This is a genomic window from Aliidiomarina indica (genome assembly GCF_015354615.1).
GTDB lineage: Bacteria > Pseudomonadota > Gammaproteobacteria > Enterobacterales > Alteromonadaceae > Aliidiomarina > Aliidiomarina indica.
This window is the reverse complement of the sequence record NZ_JACAVQ010000009.1, coordinates 51,912-67,959: the sequence shown is the minus strand read 5'-3', so window position 1 is coordinate 67,959 and position 16,048 is coordinate 51,912. Positions and strand designations below refer to the sequence as shown.

Below are 16,048 nucleotides of genomic sequence, written 5' to 3'. Positions count from 1 at the left end.
ACATACAGGTGCGGTTTATGGGTATTCCTGTTTTTAGCCCGCTTTCGGGGCCTTCGATTTTCCTAAACCACCACTTAAAACCAGCTGCAGGGCTTCTGCAGGCTTCATATCAATGTTGCGCGTGCACGATTTGGGAACAATGATGGTGTATCCGCCAACGTTATACGCCATAGGCAAAAACACAGCCAATTGCTCTTCGTCCATGAGCGACGACATCTGATCGTCTTTTATACCGCCTTTCTTAGTCACGATTCCAATCAATTCAACGTCCGATTGTGGGAGTTTAACGATTACAACGCTTTCTTCTTCGAAGTTCTTACCCGACATGAGCTCCATGAGATCTTGCAAAAGGCCGTAAATCTGACGGGCACCTGGAATTCTTAAAAGGATTCTGCCGGGTATATCCCACAACCACGAGAAGCTGCGCCACCGCGCTGTAAATCCCACCAATACACAGAGCAACAGGAAGCTAATGAGTGCCATACCTGGGTAATACCAGTCATTCTTTAGGGCAACTTGCAAAATAGGCGCCAGAGAACCCTCAATGGTAGACAATAACCAGCGAACAATCTCAAACGTAATAATCAGGGGTAGGATAATACCGAGCCCTCTAATAAGGCTCTGAATAATGAGTTTCATGGCTTGCTGTCTCCATAAACAAAGGATGGAGACAGCCTACCATGATTTTGGTTTGGATAAACGGCTATACAGGCCTATATTGAACGCTGTGGCTAGCTAAACAGCGCGACAAAGCCCAGAATAATGACGCCAATATTGGCAAACCAACTAAACATAAAAAAGTAGCTACGCGGGCTCGGGTTTTTCTCCGTAGCGATGCCATAATACAGCAGCATGTGAGCGATACGCGCTACCACCATAATTGCCATGAGTGCCTGCAGCCATACCGGGTTCGCGCCCGCCATGATGGCAAATATAGCACCGCCCACCATGGTGCCGGTGTTTTCTAAGGTATTTTGGTGAGTACGCCAAGCACGAAATGTAAAACTACGGTGCGCTGCGTCACGTGGTGGTAGCCCAGGGATAGATCCAGGCTGCCGTGCTTTTGCCATGCTGGCAATAAACCACTGCAACATAATGGTGGCAAGTAATATGCCTAACCATACGAGCGACGTATGGTAATCCTGAATTAAAAAGCTATGGCCTTGCATGGTTTGTCCCCTTTTGATGGCGTTTTAATTTATAAACTTGCGTTCGGTGACTGGTGACAGGCATTCTTTGGGAATACATTGGGTGGTTCAACGGTTTATAGAGAACCAATCACACTATCGCTTACTTTAGCGTACAGAGGGTCAAAGGATGAAGTTCTTCGCTGAAAAGTTTTTCTTAGGTCGGCAACTATTCGTTGTGGGCGTCGCTGCCTTGGTGGTTTTGCCCACCTCAGCAAATACCATAGACGATGCCGTGAGTGCCAGAATTAGTGGCGATATGTCGGGGGCCTGCATCGCGGCGGCACGAATTCAACCCGATAGCAGTGGCGCATTGGTTTCCGAACGGAGCTTTGTTTGTGCGAATCAAGACGACGCGCTGCCTGATGCTGATAGTCGTTTTGAAATTGGCTCGGTGAGCAAAACCATGTTGGGTGCCGTGTTAGCGCACATGGTACGCAACGACTTAATCGATATTGATACGCCGGTGTCGGAATTGTTACCAAACGATGTAAGTATGCCGGTATTAGATCAACCGATGCGGGTGCGCCATTTGTTAACACATACCTCTGGCTTGCCGCGACTTCCTGCCAACCTGACACCTGACGACGTGACCGACCCTTATGCGGATTATACGCCTGAGCAATTATGGCAGGCGGTTGCTGAAGCTCAATTGGGCGCACCTCCAGGGGAGCAATTTGGTTATTCTAATTTCGCCTACATGCTGCTTTCCATGTTAGTAGCGAATCGAAACGACACATCTCTTGAAGCGCTGTTTCAAACTTGGCTGTATGAGCCGCTAGAAATGACGTCGGCTTCGTTTAGCGGGGCAACGATGCCTCCTTTAAACGCCGATGCAACACCCGTGAGTAACTGGAACTTTCCGACGAACATGGAAGGGGTCGGCGGCGTACGTGCCAGCCTGCGTGATATGGAAGCGTATGTGAAAGGGCATTTAGGGGAAGCCCCGGAAGACGTATACGCCGCTTTGAAATTAAGTCAGAACACCTTGGAAACACCTGCCGGTCGACCACTAGGTTGGGGCTGGATGCAGGTGCCCGTGGGTGATACCACATATATTAGCCATGGTGGCGGCACCGGAGGTTTCACCACTATGGTGACATTTGATCCAGAGAGCCGCCGAGGCGCGGTGGTCATGGCCAATGGTGCCTTATACCAAACCGGCGATATTCAGGCGTTGGCATTGCATTTATTGGAGCCGGAAATCGGTCCGGGAGAACCCTATCGTTTGGTAGAGCGCCCAGATCAGGTAGACTTGTCGGATTACTACGGATCTTACCCTTTATTTGCTGGCTTTGCCGTGCGGGTATTTAGTGAGCAAGGCGAACTAATGATTCAGGGAACGAATCAACCGGCAGCGGCGGTGCAGTATGTGGAAGCGGATACGTTTGAAAACCGACAGTTTGGTGCACGCTTTGTGTTTAGCCGAAATAGTGAAGGCGTGGTCGACGCCATGACCTTATTCCAAGGCGGACAAGAGCTCAAAGGTGAACGTCTGCCGCTGGAAGATTAATCAACGGCCGATTTTTGAAACACCACCACATCACGGCCCCGATGCACTATCGGGGCCTTTAAATGTCGACTCATCCAATCGAATGTGGCGTCCCGATAAAAAGTGATGTGTGTTGGATCTAAACAATATTGCCAGCGGGAAAACGCCTCTTTCGTAGTGGGCTTTTGGGTCATGATTGCCAACACCCCGGAAGGCGCTAAGCAGTGAAATAGCTGTGTGAGTACCGCATGCGGATGCGCGAGATGCTCAAACACTTCCGTGGCGGTAATAAAGTCGTAGGTTGCTGCTAACCGTTCAGGAACAGGATCAAAATACACATCGTAGGTAGTGCAGGGAAACCCGTGTTCTTGAAACATCAGATGGAGTGTCGGCCCCGGGCCACTGCCAAAGTCTAGACCGCTTGCCTGTGCGGGTAAGTGAGGAACAACAGCGTTAAGCGTTCGACCGAGAAACTTCCGATAGCCGGGATCATTGGGATTATTCTCGTGCTGCTGATAAATGGTTTGCTCAGCCAAGGAATCAAGATGAAATGGCTCGGGCACGAAGACAGCTTGGCATACGAAACAACGATGAAACTCGCGACCGATTAACGGCTTTCGGGTTTCCGTATGCCACAAGGTGGTTTGCGGTGATTGGCATACAGGGCAAGGGTATCGCGGCTGCACCTTTGAGCTCCAAAATGTGGGCTGCGGTTACGGATAAAAACTAAACGATTTGACCGCGGCTTATGGTAAGGTAAATTTCATAAACTTTGCTTTAATGTTCGCAACAATAACAAATAAAAAGGCTCGCGTGCATGCTTCCGGTCAGTCTGGTCATTCTGACAGCATTTCTTTACCTAGCGCTCTTGTTTTCAATCGCCTCGCGCGGGGAACGTAAAAAACAAACGGGCCCACGGCCATGGCGGTATTCGTTGGCGTTGGGAGTGCACTGCACTACCTGGGCGTTTTACGGAACGGTTACGCAAGCGGCCCACTATGGGTGGTGGTTTGCACCCACTTATGCTGGCGGCATTTTAGTTTTCCTATTTGCCCATCAATTGATGATGAAGTTATTGATGGTGGTCAAACAGCAAAACCTTACCTCGATTGCTGACTTAATCGGCTCGCGTTATGGCAAATCTCATGGGCTTTCCGCCGGCGTTGCACTTATTGCGCTAGTGGCTCTGGTTCCCTATATTTCACTGCAGTTGCGGGCAATTACCGCCAGTTTCTCTGCAGTAACCGGTTTAGATAGTGCCCGTATCCCTTGGTTTACTGATGTTGCGGCGGGTGTCGCGCTGGCCATGATTGGCTTTGCTATTCTATTTGGTGCCCGGCGCTTAAGTTTATCGGAAAAGCATCCAGGATTAATGGATGTGGTGGCTTTTGAGTCGGTTGTGAAGCTAGTCGCGTTTATGATTGTCGGCGTGTTCTGCGTGTATCAGCTATTCGATGGCTTCAACGATTTAATTATGCAGGCGGCGGTTAACCCAGTGACCCAAGAGATGCTGCGGTCGCCGCCAGAAGGTATCTATATTTATCTGACGCACATGGTGTTGGGGGCATTGGCGATGTTCCTATTACCACGGCAGTTTCAGGTAAATTTCATCGAAAACACCCACCCGGATGAACTGCGCACAGCGCGCTGGGCTTTCCCTTTATATTTATTCGCCATTAATCTGTTTATTTTGCCCATTGCTCTGGCAGGCGGAATTTTGGTGCCTGACTATGCGCAAACCGATATGTTTCTGTTGGCCCTGCCGGTATTTAGTGAGCGCCCAGATATCAGCTTGATCGCCTTTATCGGTGGGCTTTCGGCGGCGACTAGCATGGTCATCGTGGCCACCCTAGCCTTGAGTATAATGATGTCGAACGACGTTATTACGCCCCTATGGTTACGCCTAAAACAAGCACGACAAACCGGCATGCAACTTACACCCCGCTTGGTTCTTAATATCCGTCGCCTGGTTATGGTTTTTATTATTGTACTGGCGTACCTCTACCATGAAGCGACCCAAGCGGGGGTAACGCTGGTGAGTAATGGCCTCATTGCCATGGCATTGTTGGCGCAGCTAGGGCCTGCCATGCTCGGTGGCTTGCTATGGCAGCGTCCAAGCCGACTCGCTGCGGTATCTGGGATTGTTGCGGGAACTCTTATCTGGCTTTACCTACTGCTCCTGCCGTCGTTAAATGCGTCCAACCAATTAACCGATTTAGCGATTAGCCACGGCGTCGTGGTGAGCCTGTCGGTGAATATTATCTTGTATTTGCTGGTTTCCTGGCTTAAACCTGCTCGCGGTACAGAGTATATGCACGGTCAACGCTACGTATTTCCGGAGCGCGAGCAAGTGGACGCAGCGGGGACACAACAAGTGACCTGGGGACGGCTACGAAGTCTATTGGCGCGATTTATTGATGAAAAGGATACCCATCAGCTCGATCGCCGATTGGGGCTGACGTTGGCAGCAGCCCCGGCCGATGGTTTAGTTCCACCTGGCTTACTGCAACGGATCGAACGGGAACTTGCCGGTGCCGTTGGCAGTGCGGCAAGTCGCTTGATTTTACGCGGACTCGCGGCGCAAGAGCATGTCACTGTGGACACTATGGCAGATTGGGCGTCTGAGGCTTCGCGGCTGTATCGATTCAATCGCGAATTGTTGCAAGCATCGGTTGAGAACATTCCGCAAGGTATTAGCGTTATCGATGAAGATTTACGCCTGGTTGCTTGGAATTCGCGCTACTTGGAGATCTTTAATTATCCCGATGGATTTATTCGTGCCGGAATGCCCGTGGTTGAACTGCTTCGCTATAACGCCGAGCGGGGTTTATTTGGGCAGCCGGATGCCGACATTCAAGAAGAGATTCAAAAGCGATTACGTTATTTGAAAGCGGGCAGCAGCTATCGCTACCAGCGCCGTCAGCATGATGGTCACATTATTGAGTTGCAAGGTAGCCCTATGCCGGAGGGCGGCTTTGTAACCACGTACACCGATATTACCGAGTTGGTTCGCGCACAAGAAGAATTACACCTTATTAACCAAGAGCTGGAACTCAGGGTACGCGATCGCACATTGGCCCTCACCGATGCAAATCGACAAATGGAGCAAGCAAAGCAAGCCGCAGAACAAGCGCACTTGAGTAAATCCAAGTTCTTTGCGGCGGCCGGCCATGATTTGATGCAGCCATTTAATGCCGCGTCGTTATTCTGTGAGATGTTGCATCAACGGCTGCAGCGCGCCAATCAAGTGGAAGATGAGCAACTCGCTCGGCAGCTTCAGCAATCGCTACAAAGTGCCGAAGAGCTTCTCACCATGCTTTTGGAAATGACCAAGCTGGAATCAGGCAATCTCAAGCCAGAACTGAGACCGATTCCTTTAACAGAAGTGTTGCAGCCGTTAGCGGAGTCGTTTCAATTCCTAGCGCGGGAAAAAGATTTAAGGTTAACCATCCGCACACCTGCGGTCACCGTGTATACGGATAAACGACTACTGAGTCGGGTCATCCAGAATCTGCTCTCCAATGCCATTCGTTATACCCATTCCGGGCGCGTACTGTGCGGCGTGCGGCGGCGAGGCATGCACCATCTAGAACTCCAAGTGTGGGACACTGGTAAAGGGATTCCGGAAGATAAACAAACGGACATTTTTGAGGAGTTTCATCAACTTGAGCGCAATACGGATCAGCCAGGATTGGGCTTAGGCCTGGCCATTGTTGACCGCATGTGCCGATTGCTTGATATCCCCATTACCCTGCGTTCAACCGTGGGCAAGGGTACGGTGTTTTCGATTCGGCTACCGGTTTATGCATGGAACGAACAGCCGCGCCGTCCGGTGAGCGCACAAAATGAAGCTCTCAGCGGTTGGCTGTCGGGAATTCATGTGTTGTTAGTCGATAATGACGAGCCTTTGCGCGGTGCATTAACATCACTGTTTCGTGATTGGGGCGCGAGCGTCGATTCCTGCCATCGGGTTGAGGATGCCCTGACGTGTGCACATCAACCAGATTTGCTTGTGGTCGATTATCATTTAGATGATCAGGAAATTGGCACTGACGGCATTCAAACCCTACGGGCGCACTGGAACGCTGATATTCCAGCTATTCTGTCTACTGCCGATCCCGATGAGAGCATTCGCGAACAGGTAGTGGAAAGTAAGGCTGCTTTCTTGCCGAAGCCGTTAAAGCAGGCGGCGCTGCGGCGAACCATCAAACGCCTGCTACGAATGTGAGTCAGTTTGTGATGGATCGTCGACTTTCAGCATGTCGTGGAAAATCACCCCAGCTTGGGTTCGATTAATCACACCAAGTTTGCGTAAAATTGCAGACACATGCTGTTTTATGGTGGTTTCCTGCACCTCCAACTCGTACGCAATTTGCTTGTTTAGTTTGCCATCGGCAATACCCGCAAGCACTTTAAACTGTTGCGGTGTGAGCTGTTCCAGCCGATGGGCGAACTCTCGATAATGTGATTGCGAGGTGTCGGTCACTGTATCGAGCAAATGTTCGGGCAGCCAACTGTCACCGTCTAGTACGGCATCCACAGCCAACATCAATGTGGGCAAAGGTGCCGATTTGGGAATATAGGCGCTGGCCCCGTAATCGATTGCCCGCTGAATTACATCAATATCTTCGTTGGCAGAGACAATCAATACCAGAATATCTGGGAATTGATTACGAATAGTTGTTAGCCCCGTTAAACCGCGATTTCCAGGCATGTTGAGGTCGAGAAATAGTAGCTCAATTTGGCGTTCTTGCTGCAATAAAGTGAGCAAATCAGGAAAGTTTTCAGCTTCAAGAACATCACTTCCAAGCGTGTTAGATAGCGCTTGGCGCAAGGCACTTCGGAACAACGGATGGTCATCTGCAATTATTGCGCGGGCCATATTCCCAGTCTTTAACATGTGCGTGGTCCTCGAGTTGTACCTGATGTGGTGCACCCTTGCAAGTTTCCTCTACGGAGAAAAAAGCCACCGGCACTTTCGTGACGGTGGCAATAGTTTATCCAGAGAAAACAAGGTCTTTCTAGAAACGATAACCCACTGTCAGCGATACAGTGCGCGGAGCACCATAGTAGCCAATCAGCGTGGTATCACCACCCAAGCCTGGTAAGAACTGGCCCGGATTGTTTGGATCTGGGGCTACGAATGAGTAGTTACCCACCAGATATTCTTCACTGGTTAAGTTCTTACCATGCAAGCCAACAGTCCAACTGCCATTCGGGCTGTACCAGTTCACGCCCAGATTCAAGATGCCGTAGGCACTCTGGGTTAACAGGTTATTGAGCTCTACAACATCGTAACTGCCGCGATAGGCGTAGTTACCGACAAAGCGCAGTGAGCCATTGTCGACATCAAAGTCGTAGGTGAAGCCTAAGTTTGCTGTTGTGCTCGGTGTATTGGTAATCGAGAACTGGTCCGTAATGTCGATCTGACCTTCATTCGGGTCAAAACTGAATACGTTCTTAAAGTTTGCATCGATTAAGCCAACATTACCGTAGATACGCAGATCATCCATAGCCAACCAAACGAACTCTAATTCCAAGCCCGTGGCATCAGAGCGACCGACGTTACCCAAGCGTTGGTTCAGTGCAGTCGCATCGTTCGGATCTGGGAATACCGAGATGTACTGACGGTTCTTATGATCCAAATAGAATGCAGTCGCGTTCAAGCGGAAGGTATCGGTGAGATCAGTTTTTACACCAATTTCATAGCTGTATACATCTTCCGGATCCGCTGCAGGTTCTGCAACTTCAGCACGCGGGTTAAAGGTACCCGATTTAAAGCCTTGGCCGAAGCTCGCATAGAACATGGTGTCAGGACTGTGGCGATATTCCACACCAAGTTTCGGCGTTAGCTTGGTCCAACGCGCTTTGTCGTCTAACACAACCGGCGTACCCACATTTGGGCCACGCACATAGCCAGGAATCCAACCGCTTTCAGGGTATACGGTGTCGAAAATGAGGCCGTTACGAACCAGGGCTTCTTTTTCGTCACGGGTATAACGTAAGCCCGCAGTCACTGACCATTTGTCGTCGATATAGTAGGTACCTTGCGAGTAAATGGCAGAACTCGTGCTATTACTGCATCCAGATACTTCACGGGTTAACCCCGGAAGTCCTAAAGATTTACCAAACTCTTCTAAGATCGCATCAAACATACCGCAGCTTTCGGCATCGTAATAATACAGCCCTGATACCAGACTGAGGTTGTCAGTACGGTAGTTCATTTGGAACTCTTGGGTGAACCATTCATCTTCATAAATGGCCGGTACATCAAAGATACGCAAAGGCGTGTTATCAAAGTCGATATTTACCGGTGAGTAGTTCTCACGTTGTGCGGTAATTGAACGGAAGGTTGTGGTGTCGCTGTATTCCCACTCTGCTAACAAGCTCCAGCCGTCAGTTTCAACACGATTCCATGTTGGCAAACTGGTGTAAGAATCGTACACACTGTTAGGAACAGGCGCGTTTGTCAGGATACTTGGCAACAAACGATAACCACCTTTTGAATTCGACTTATCATCGGTGTTGTCGTAGCTCAAGCGGAAGAAAACGTCATCGTTTGGACGCCATTCCAAGGTTGCACGATAGGCCACAACGTCTTTGTTGTAGTTATTCATGTCTTGATTGGGCAAGTCACTAATTAAAAACTGCCCATACCCATTGCGCTGCATGTTGGCATAACCAAAACCAAAGTATAAATGGTCTTTCACCAACGGAAGCTGGCCCGTCGCTTTAACGTCGAACTGGTTGTAGCTTCCACGCGTGGCGCTGATATCAAACTCTCTATCACCGCTCATGCTCTTGGTGACATATTTAACCGCACCACCAATGGTATTCTTGCCGTATAGCGTGCCTTGTGGGCCGCGGAGTACCTCAATACGTTCTACGTTAAGGATATCCAAAACCGCACCCTGTGGGCGGGCAACATAGACATCATCAATGTAGATACCAACACCTGGCTCATAACCCCATAACGGATCTTCTTGGCCCACACCACGAATAAACGCAGTAATAGTCGAGTTGGTAGCTCGGCTCTGTTGCAGCGTTGTATTTGGCGAGAACTGACTAATTTCGAGAATGGTATCAATACCGCGCTCTACTAACTCAGCTTCACTTAAGGAAGTTACCGCTACCGGCACTTCTTGTAGGTTTTCAACAGTTCTTCGCGCAGTGACTTGAATGCGCTCAAGACGCCGTGTTTCTTCGGTTACCTCTGCAGTTTCCGCTTCTTCGGCTTCTTGTGCCAATGTTGGCATACTACTTAAACCGAGCAGAGCGGCACTTACTGCTGCCGCGCAAAGGCTATGGCGAAAACGCCATGGTGTTGCATTGGTTGTACTCATGTGTGCTTCCCCCGAGGGTTTATTCGCTTTAAAGCAAACGTTATTTTTTTGTTTCCCGATGCAACATTAGCGTAACTTGGGTAATTTGTGACCTGTACCATAGTACAGTGCATCGAAATTAAAACTTAGTGAACAATAAGAGCAGTCGAGAAATTCATCGTGAGCGCACGAATGATAACAACAAAAAGAGGTGACGCATGCTGAGCATGATTGGATTAGTTGGGGGGTTGGTGCTACTTATCGTGCTAACACTGCGCGGTTGGAACTTATTTATCAGTGCTCCAGTATGCGCCCTCATTGTCGCGCTTTGTAGCGGTATCCCGGTATTTTTAGGCGACGTGAATTTCGTTGAAAACTACATGAGTGGTTTTTCGGGTTTTGTTGCCGCATGGTTTTTTATGTTCCTGCTGGGCTCCATCTTCGGCAAGTTTATGGAAGATACTGGAGCTGCCGATAGTGTCGCTGAGTGGATTATTAATAAACTCGGAAAAAGCAAAGCGGTGCTCGCCGTTGTTCTAGCCTGCGCGATTCTTACATACGGTGGCGTCAGCGTATTTGTCGTAGCATTCTCCGTCTATCCGATGGCATTGAGTTTATTTAAAGACGCCAACCTGCCACGCCGCTTTATCCCGGCCGCGCTGGCATTTGGTTCTGTGACTTTCACCATGACCTCTGCCGGTTCGCCGGAAATTCAAAACTGGATTCCTATCGCCTACTTGGGCACATCACCTTACGCTGCTTGGGAAGTAAGTTTGGTGGTGGCGATATTTATGGCGATTTTTGGTTACTGGTGGTTGATGAAGATCATCAAGAAAGCCGTGGATCGGGGCGAACACTTCGTTGAGCGCAAGGGTGATCCGGTATTAATGGATCGGCGGCGCCCGCACCCTATTACGGGATTAATTCCACTCGCTGTGGTGCTGACTCTGTCGTTTATATTCCATACCAAATACGCACAAATGGCCTTAATAATTGCGCTTCTCGGTGGTGTACTCGCCATTATGGTGATCAATTGGAAGTACTTTCACGATATGCAAAGCGCTTTGGGCGCAGCAACCACAGGAGCACTCATCGCCATTGGTAACACGGCTGCAGTGGTCGGTTTTGGCTCAGTTGCCCGGGTTACACCAGCCTTTGAAGCTGCTGTGCTAGCAATGACATCCATCCCAGGGAATGAGTTGATAGGTGCCGCTATCGCCGTCAGCGTCATCGCCGGTTTAACTGGGTCGGCATCGGGTGGACAGGCCATCGCGCTGCCCGAAGTGGGGCCGCACTATCTTGATCAGGGGGTCAGTCCGGAAGAATTGCATCGCGTCGTGTCTATTTCATCGGGTGCGCTCGATTCGTTGCCGCACAACGGGTATGTCGTAACCACGATTCGTGCGATTTGTAATGAAAGCCATAAAGACGCGTACTGGGCTGTAGGTGCGGTCACTGTGGTTGTGCCAGTAATTGGCTTGGCATTAGCGATTACCTTATTTAACTTGTTCTAAGAGGAGTTTCAGATGCAAGGGGTTGTGACCGGCAACATGATGGATACTCCGCTGCTTATCATTGATTTGCTTGATTATGCGCGTCAGCAGTTTCCTGATCAGGAAATTGTTAGCCGCCGTGAAGAAGGCGATATTCATCGTTACGGATATCAGGATTGCTGGAAACGCAGTTGCCAACTTGCCCATGCGCTTGATGGATTAGGAGTGACGTCGGGAGACTGCGTCGCATCCTTGGCTTGGAATACGTACCGCCACATGGAATTGTACTATGCAGTGTCGGGCGTCGGCGCGATTCTGCATACGGTGAACCCGCGATTATTCAGTGAACAAATCCAATATGTGATTGCGCATGCGGACGACAAATATGTGTTTGTCGATCTTAGTTTTGTGCCTTTGCTAGAACAGATTCAAGAGCAGTTACCACGGGTGCGCGGATATATCATTTTGACCGACGAAGCGCACATGCCAAACACAACCTTGGCCAATGTAAAATGCTACGAAACCCTGCTAAAGGATCAATCAGAAAGCTATTCTTGGCCACGTTTTGATGAAAACCAAGCAAGTTCAATCTGCTACACCTCCGGCACTACGGGTAACCCGAAAGGGGTGCTGTACTCTCATCGAGCGATGGTGCTGCATGCGCAAGCCACCGTAAGTAAGCACTTACTTGCGCTCGATACCGACAGCGTTTTGTTACCTATGGTTGCCATGTATCACGCGAGCGCATGGGGGGCACCGTACGCAGCGCCGTTAGCGGGATCGAAACTCGTGCTTCCTGGCGCCGGTATGGATGGGGCAAGCATGTGGCAGCTGATTCGGGATGAAAACGTCAATGTAGGTTTAGGTGTACCCACGATTTGGCTTACCTTGCATAATTTCCTCAGTGAACAAGAGATTACCGAGGTGCCTTTAGAGCGGGTGTGTGTGGGCGGCGCAGCGTCACCTTTAGGTATGGTAAAAACCTATGCAGAACGCTATCAGGTATACTGGCAACCGATTTGGGGGATGACAGAAACCGGCCCTCTGGCAACATCATTGCCACCCACTCCGGCACTGATGGCGCTGCCCAAAGAGCAGCGTTATGAGTTGCAAACCACCGCCGGCAAAGCCGCCTTTGGCGTGCAAATGGAAATTTTTGATAGTAACGACGAGCCGCTGCCCCACGATGGTGAACACAGTGGCGAATTACGTGTGCGCGGCCCGTGGATTTGCTCGCGCTATTTTAAAAATGACGATCTGGCAAGCTTCCCCCAGGGATGGCTAGCAACCGGTGATATTGCGGTGATTGACCGAGATGGCCATATGCGTGTGGTGGATCGTAAGAAAGACGTGATTAAGAGCGGTGGCGAGTGGATTAGCTCGCTAGAAATTGAAAATATTGTGAGCGCTCACGCAGCGGTCAATGAGTGTGCTGTGATTGGGGTCAAGCACGAGAAATGGGATGAGCGCCCGCTGTTGTTGGTGGTCTTGAACCGAGGTGCGCAAGCGGATGCGGATGCTATTTATGCTCATCTCAAAGGAAAAATCGCCAAATGGTGGACACCAGATGCCGTTGTTTTTGTTGATGAGCTTCCAAAAACAGGCACTGGAAAAGTGCGAAAAAATGAACTTCGCGACCACTGGTTTCATTACCTACAGCAGTAACACGATGTCGACTCATGCGCTCTAGCAACGAACATGAATATAATTCACTTTATAGGTTACTTATCATGAATAGATTTCAGTCATTGATCAAACCGGCCATTACCGCACTCGCGCTGAGCATGCTGATTACTGCTTGCTCGCCTGCGCAGGTGCAGGCGTTGCCTTTGGTCGAAAAACATGAGTTTGTCACTCATAACTTTACAACCTTTGGCGGTGAGATGATTCCTGAGGTTCGGGTGGGCTGGGAAGCCTATGGCGAGCTCAATGAAAACAAAGATAACGTTGTGTTAGTGACTCATTTTTTCTCAGGTAACAGCCATGCAGCCGGCCGTTATTCTGAAGATGATGCACAGCCGGGGTACTGGGATGCCATTATTGGTCCCGGCAAAGCGATCGACACCAACATATATTATGTGATCAGTGTCGATACGTTGGTGAATCAAGAGCCGAATAACCCGAATGTCATCACCACGGGTCCGGCAACGACGAATCCGGAAACGAGTAAGCCTTACGGTCTCGATTTCCCCGTGGTGACGATTCGTGATTTTGTGAATGTCCAGAAAGAAGTACTCGACTCCTTGGGCATTGAGAAGCTGCATGCGGTGATTGGCGCATCAATGGGCTCGTTGCAGGCGTTAGATTGGGCCGCCGCCTATCCGGATCGGGTAGAGCGCATGATTTCAGTGATTGGTATGGGTGCGGCTGATCCTTGGACCATAGCCACATTGCAACAGTGGGCCAATCCCATTATTCAAGATCCAAATTGGAATGATGGCAACTATTACGACGGAGAACCGCCTCTGGCGGGTACCCAGCAAACCTTAGGTATGATTACCCTAACGGCCATGCACCCATTGATATTTAATCAGCTGTACGCGGACAGCTCACCGCGGGAAGCTGGGCCATTGCAGGATATTCGGCAGAACTTTAAGGTAGTAGATGGCCTGCAGGCAGCCGCCAAAGCACGCGCAACTTACGCGGATGCGAACCATATCTTGTATTTAGTGCGCGCAAACCAGCTATTTATGGCCGGTTACCAAACCGACTTAGCGTCGGGATTAGCGCCAGTGCAAGCGCGTTCATTGTTTATTCCGGCAACGCGCGATTTATTGCTGCAGCCCTATTTGGCAAAACATACGCACAATACCTTGCTCGAGTTAGGTAAAGAGAGCACTTATGTTGAGTTAGAAGGCCCTTGGGGGCATCTTGACGGAGTTTTTGAGATTCACCAGAAGGCCGATGTTATTAGAGATTTTCTTAATAATTAGAAGAACATAGTATTTGAAGGCTTCATTCTGTTAATAATTTGTAACAAAATGAAGGTATACCACTAAAAAGCCCCATGCTAATTTCTTTAGCACCTAGGGGCTTTTTTATTACTGCACTCACTTGATTGTGCAAACCGCGTGAATGAACGCAAGCCCTAGGTAACTTGAGGCTAATGGAGAGAGCGCAGGCAATGGATCGGCCTACTCAAGCAAATAATTATAATAGCGGCAGAACTTGGGTTTGAACTTGCGCACAAGGATGTGTGCTTCATTTCTTACCTGCGATGCCTTATAAACCCAAATGGACTGGGTAATCGCTTTCAACAACGCTAACACGGATGTCGATGACCTCAAGGAAGAGGTCAGTTTTTACTCATACCCGTTTGCTATACCCACCTGCTTTCATTCAAATAGCCCGGTTCCAGCACGAAGAAGCGCTACGGTGAAGCTATGCGTACTATCTTATAACATTCATCATATTTCAGACAAAACCATATAAATCATGATCTTAGTGATTATATGACAATTGTTATATATTACTCTTTTCTAAATTAAATCCTATTCTCCAGACACCGGTTAGAGTAGTCATGGTGAGCCGGTAGGATGTGGTTCTGTGGGGTATCAAAACCACGCTGCTTTCCATGTACGAGCAAGGGCTCGTGAAGGAAACAAGATATGAAATACGGTATTAAAACAATCGCAACCCTATTCGCTCTTATCGTTATCTACAGTATGCAGTTTACGGCCGTGGCTAACGAAACCTGTCAAACGCTGTTAGCGGGCCAGCACCACAATGCCGGCACCGTGTGTGTGAGCAATGATGCGGATACGGTGACAGTTACTTTTGCAACAAATGGCGCTTGGAGTTTACTGCAAACCCACCTATATGTAGGTGCTGACGCCAGTGGTATTCCTACTAATCGTGCCGGCAATCCACAAATTGGTCATTTCCCATTTGGCGGTCAAGTCAATGGGAGCGTGGCTAGTTACACATTTAACCTTGCCGATTTCGGTCTCGGTTGTAGCGACAGCCTTGCGATTGCTGCTCACGCAGTAGTTGCCGGCGCTTCGGGCACCGAAACTGCTTGGGCTAACGGTACCCGCATGGTCGCCCGCGGTAACTGGGCGATGTGGTTTACTTATCAAGCACAATGTCCTAGCAACCCGCCGCCACTTGCGCAAACCTGTGTAAGCTATGGAACGGGTTATGCGTTTGGTAATGTAACCTTCGGTAGTGTGGGTGAAAACGGTTGGGGCTGGACAATTACTAATGTTGCCCCAGGTGATTCAGGTTCAGCAACTATCTATGCGAATGCTGGCATGCAATACAAAACCAACGATCCGGTTGGTACCTTTAGTTGGAACTATGGTAACAATGGATTCTTTGGCGCAACCTTTACAGCAGACGCGGGCTTTGGATTTAGTGACACTCATCTTCACGTGGGTGGATTTACCACGGAAGTGAATGGCCGTGGTAACTATAACTTCAACGACGCGGTCACTTTATTGGCCCAAGATGAAGTTCATTACTATGGCGAAACCAACGGCGGCACCGTGAATGTGACGGCTCACGTCGCATCGTGTAAGTTCTAACACGCCGTAATTATCAGAAAGCGCCCCT

At 49.5% G+C, this 16,048-nt stretch carries 11 protein-coding genes; 6 read left to right on the top strand and 5 right to left on the bottom strand.

All coding sequences use genetic code 11. The features are described 5' to 3' along the window. Positions 1–33 precede the first annotated feature (33 nt). Together HXZ99_RS11430 and HXZ99_RS11425 are read right to left on the bottom strand one after the other, a co-directional pair. Entirely contained in the window at positions 34–639 is a 606-nt protein-coding gene (locus tag HXZ99_RS11430; RefSeq protein WP_194757421.1) for a DUF502 domain-containing protein, read from the bottom strand. Between the two features lie 92 nt (positions 640–731). Continuing rightward, the gene (locus HXZ99_RS11425) at positions 732–1,169 is read right to left on the bottom strand and encodes an MAPEG family protein (protein WP_194757420.1); all 438 of its coding nucleotides are present in this window, start codon (positions 1,167–1,169) and stop codon (positions 732–734) included. A 148-nt stretch (positions 1,170–1,317) separates the two neighbouring features. On the opposite strand from HXZ99_RS11425, the gene HXZ99_RS11420 reads away from it, so the two are divergent. Further along, positions 1,318–2,700 (top strand): serine hydrolase domain-containing protein, encoded by a 1,383-nt coding sequence (locus HXZ99_RS11420; protein ID WP_194757419.1) that lies wholly within the window; start codon positions 1,318–1,320, stop codon positions 2,698–2,700. Here HXZ99_RS11420 and HXZ99_RS11415 read toward each other — a convergent pair. Beyond that, positions 2,697–3,365, bottom strand: coding sequence for a class I SAM-dependent methyltransferase (locus tag HXZ99_RS11415; protein ID WP_194757418.1), 669 nt, complete (start codon positions 3,363–3,365; stop codon positions 2,697–2,699). The two genes, HXZ99_RS11420 and HXZ99_RS11415, sit on opposite strands and share 4 nt — an antisense overlap. Positions 3,366–3,496: 131 nt before the next feature. Between HXZ99_RS11415 and HXZ99_RS11410 the strand changes: the two genes are divergently transcribed. Beyond that, positions 3,497–6,907 carry a hybrid sensor histidine kinase/response regulator gene (locus HXZ99_RS11410; protein WP_194757417.1) on the top strand — a complete coding sequence of 1,137 codons (3,411 nt, stop codon included), beginning with the start codon at positions 3,497–3,499 and terminating at the stop codon, positions 6,905–6,907. On the opposite strand, the gene HXZ99_RS11405 is transcribed toward HXZ99_RS11410, so the two are convergent. Both HXZ99_RS11405 and HXZ99_RS11400 read right to left on the bottom strand, forming a co-directional pair. Continuing rightward, positions 6,896–7,579 carry a response regulator transcription factor gene (locus tag HXZ99_RS11405; protein WP_228517963.1) on the bottom strand — a complete coding sequence of 228 codons (684 nt, stop codon included), beginning with the start codon at positions 7,577–7,579 and terminating at the stop codon, positions 6,896–6,898. The genes HXZ99_RS11410 and HXZ99_RS11405 overlap by 12 nt on opposite strands. Positions 7,580–7,700: 121 nt before the next feature. Further along, positions 7,701–10,022, bottom strand: a complete 2,322-nt coding sequence (locus tag HXZ99_RS11400; protein WP_194757416.1) for a TonB-dependent receptor — start codon at positions 10,020–10,022, stop codon at positions 7,701–7,703. 197 nt (positions 10,023–10,219) lie between these two features. Here HXZ99_RS11400 and HXZ99_RS11395 point away from each other — a divergent pair, with 197 nt between their 5' ends. The 4 genes from HXZ99_RS11395 (at position 10,220) to HXZ99_RS11380 (ending at position 16,020) form a co-directional block, all read left to right on the top strand. Continuing rightward, positions 10,220–11,515, top strand: coding sequence for a GntP family permease (locus HXZ99_RS11395; protein WP_194757415.1), 1,296 nt, complete (start codon positions 10,220–10,222; stop codon positions 11,513–11,515). Positions 11,516–11,527: 12 nt separating this feature from the next. Then, a complete protein-coding gene (locus HXZ99_RS11390) occupies positions 11,528–13,159 on the top strand; it encodes a long-chain fatty acid--CoA ligase (RefSeq protein ID WP_194757414.1) in 1,632 nt (543 codons plus the stop codon). Positions 13,160–13,224: 65 nt separating this feature from the next. Continuing rightward, on the top strand, positions 13,225–14,427 hold the full coding sequence (locus tag HXZ99_RS11385) for an E22 family MetX-like putative esterase (RefSeq protein WP_194757413.1): 1,203 nt from the start codon (positions 13,225–13,227) through the stop codon (positions 14,425–14,427). Positions 14,428–15,102: 675 nt separating this feature from the next. After that, a complete protein-coding gene (locus tag HXZ99_RS11380) occupies positions 15,103–16,020 on the top strand; it encodes a hypothetical protein (RefSeq protein ID WP_194757412.1) in 918 nt (305 codons plus the stop codon). Positions 16,021–16,048 lie beyond the last annotated feature (28 nt).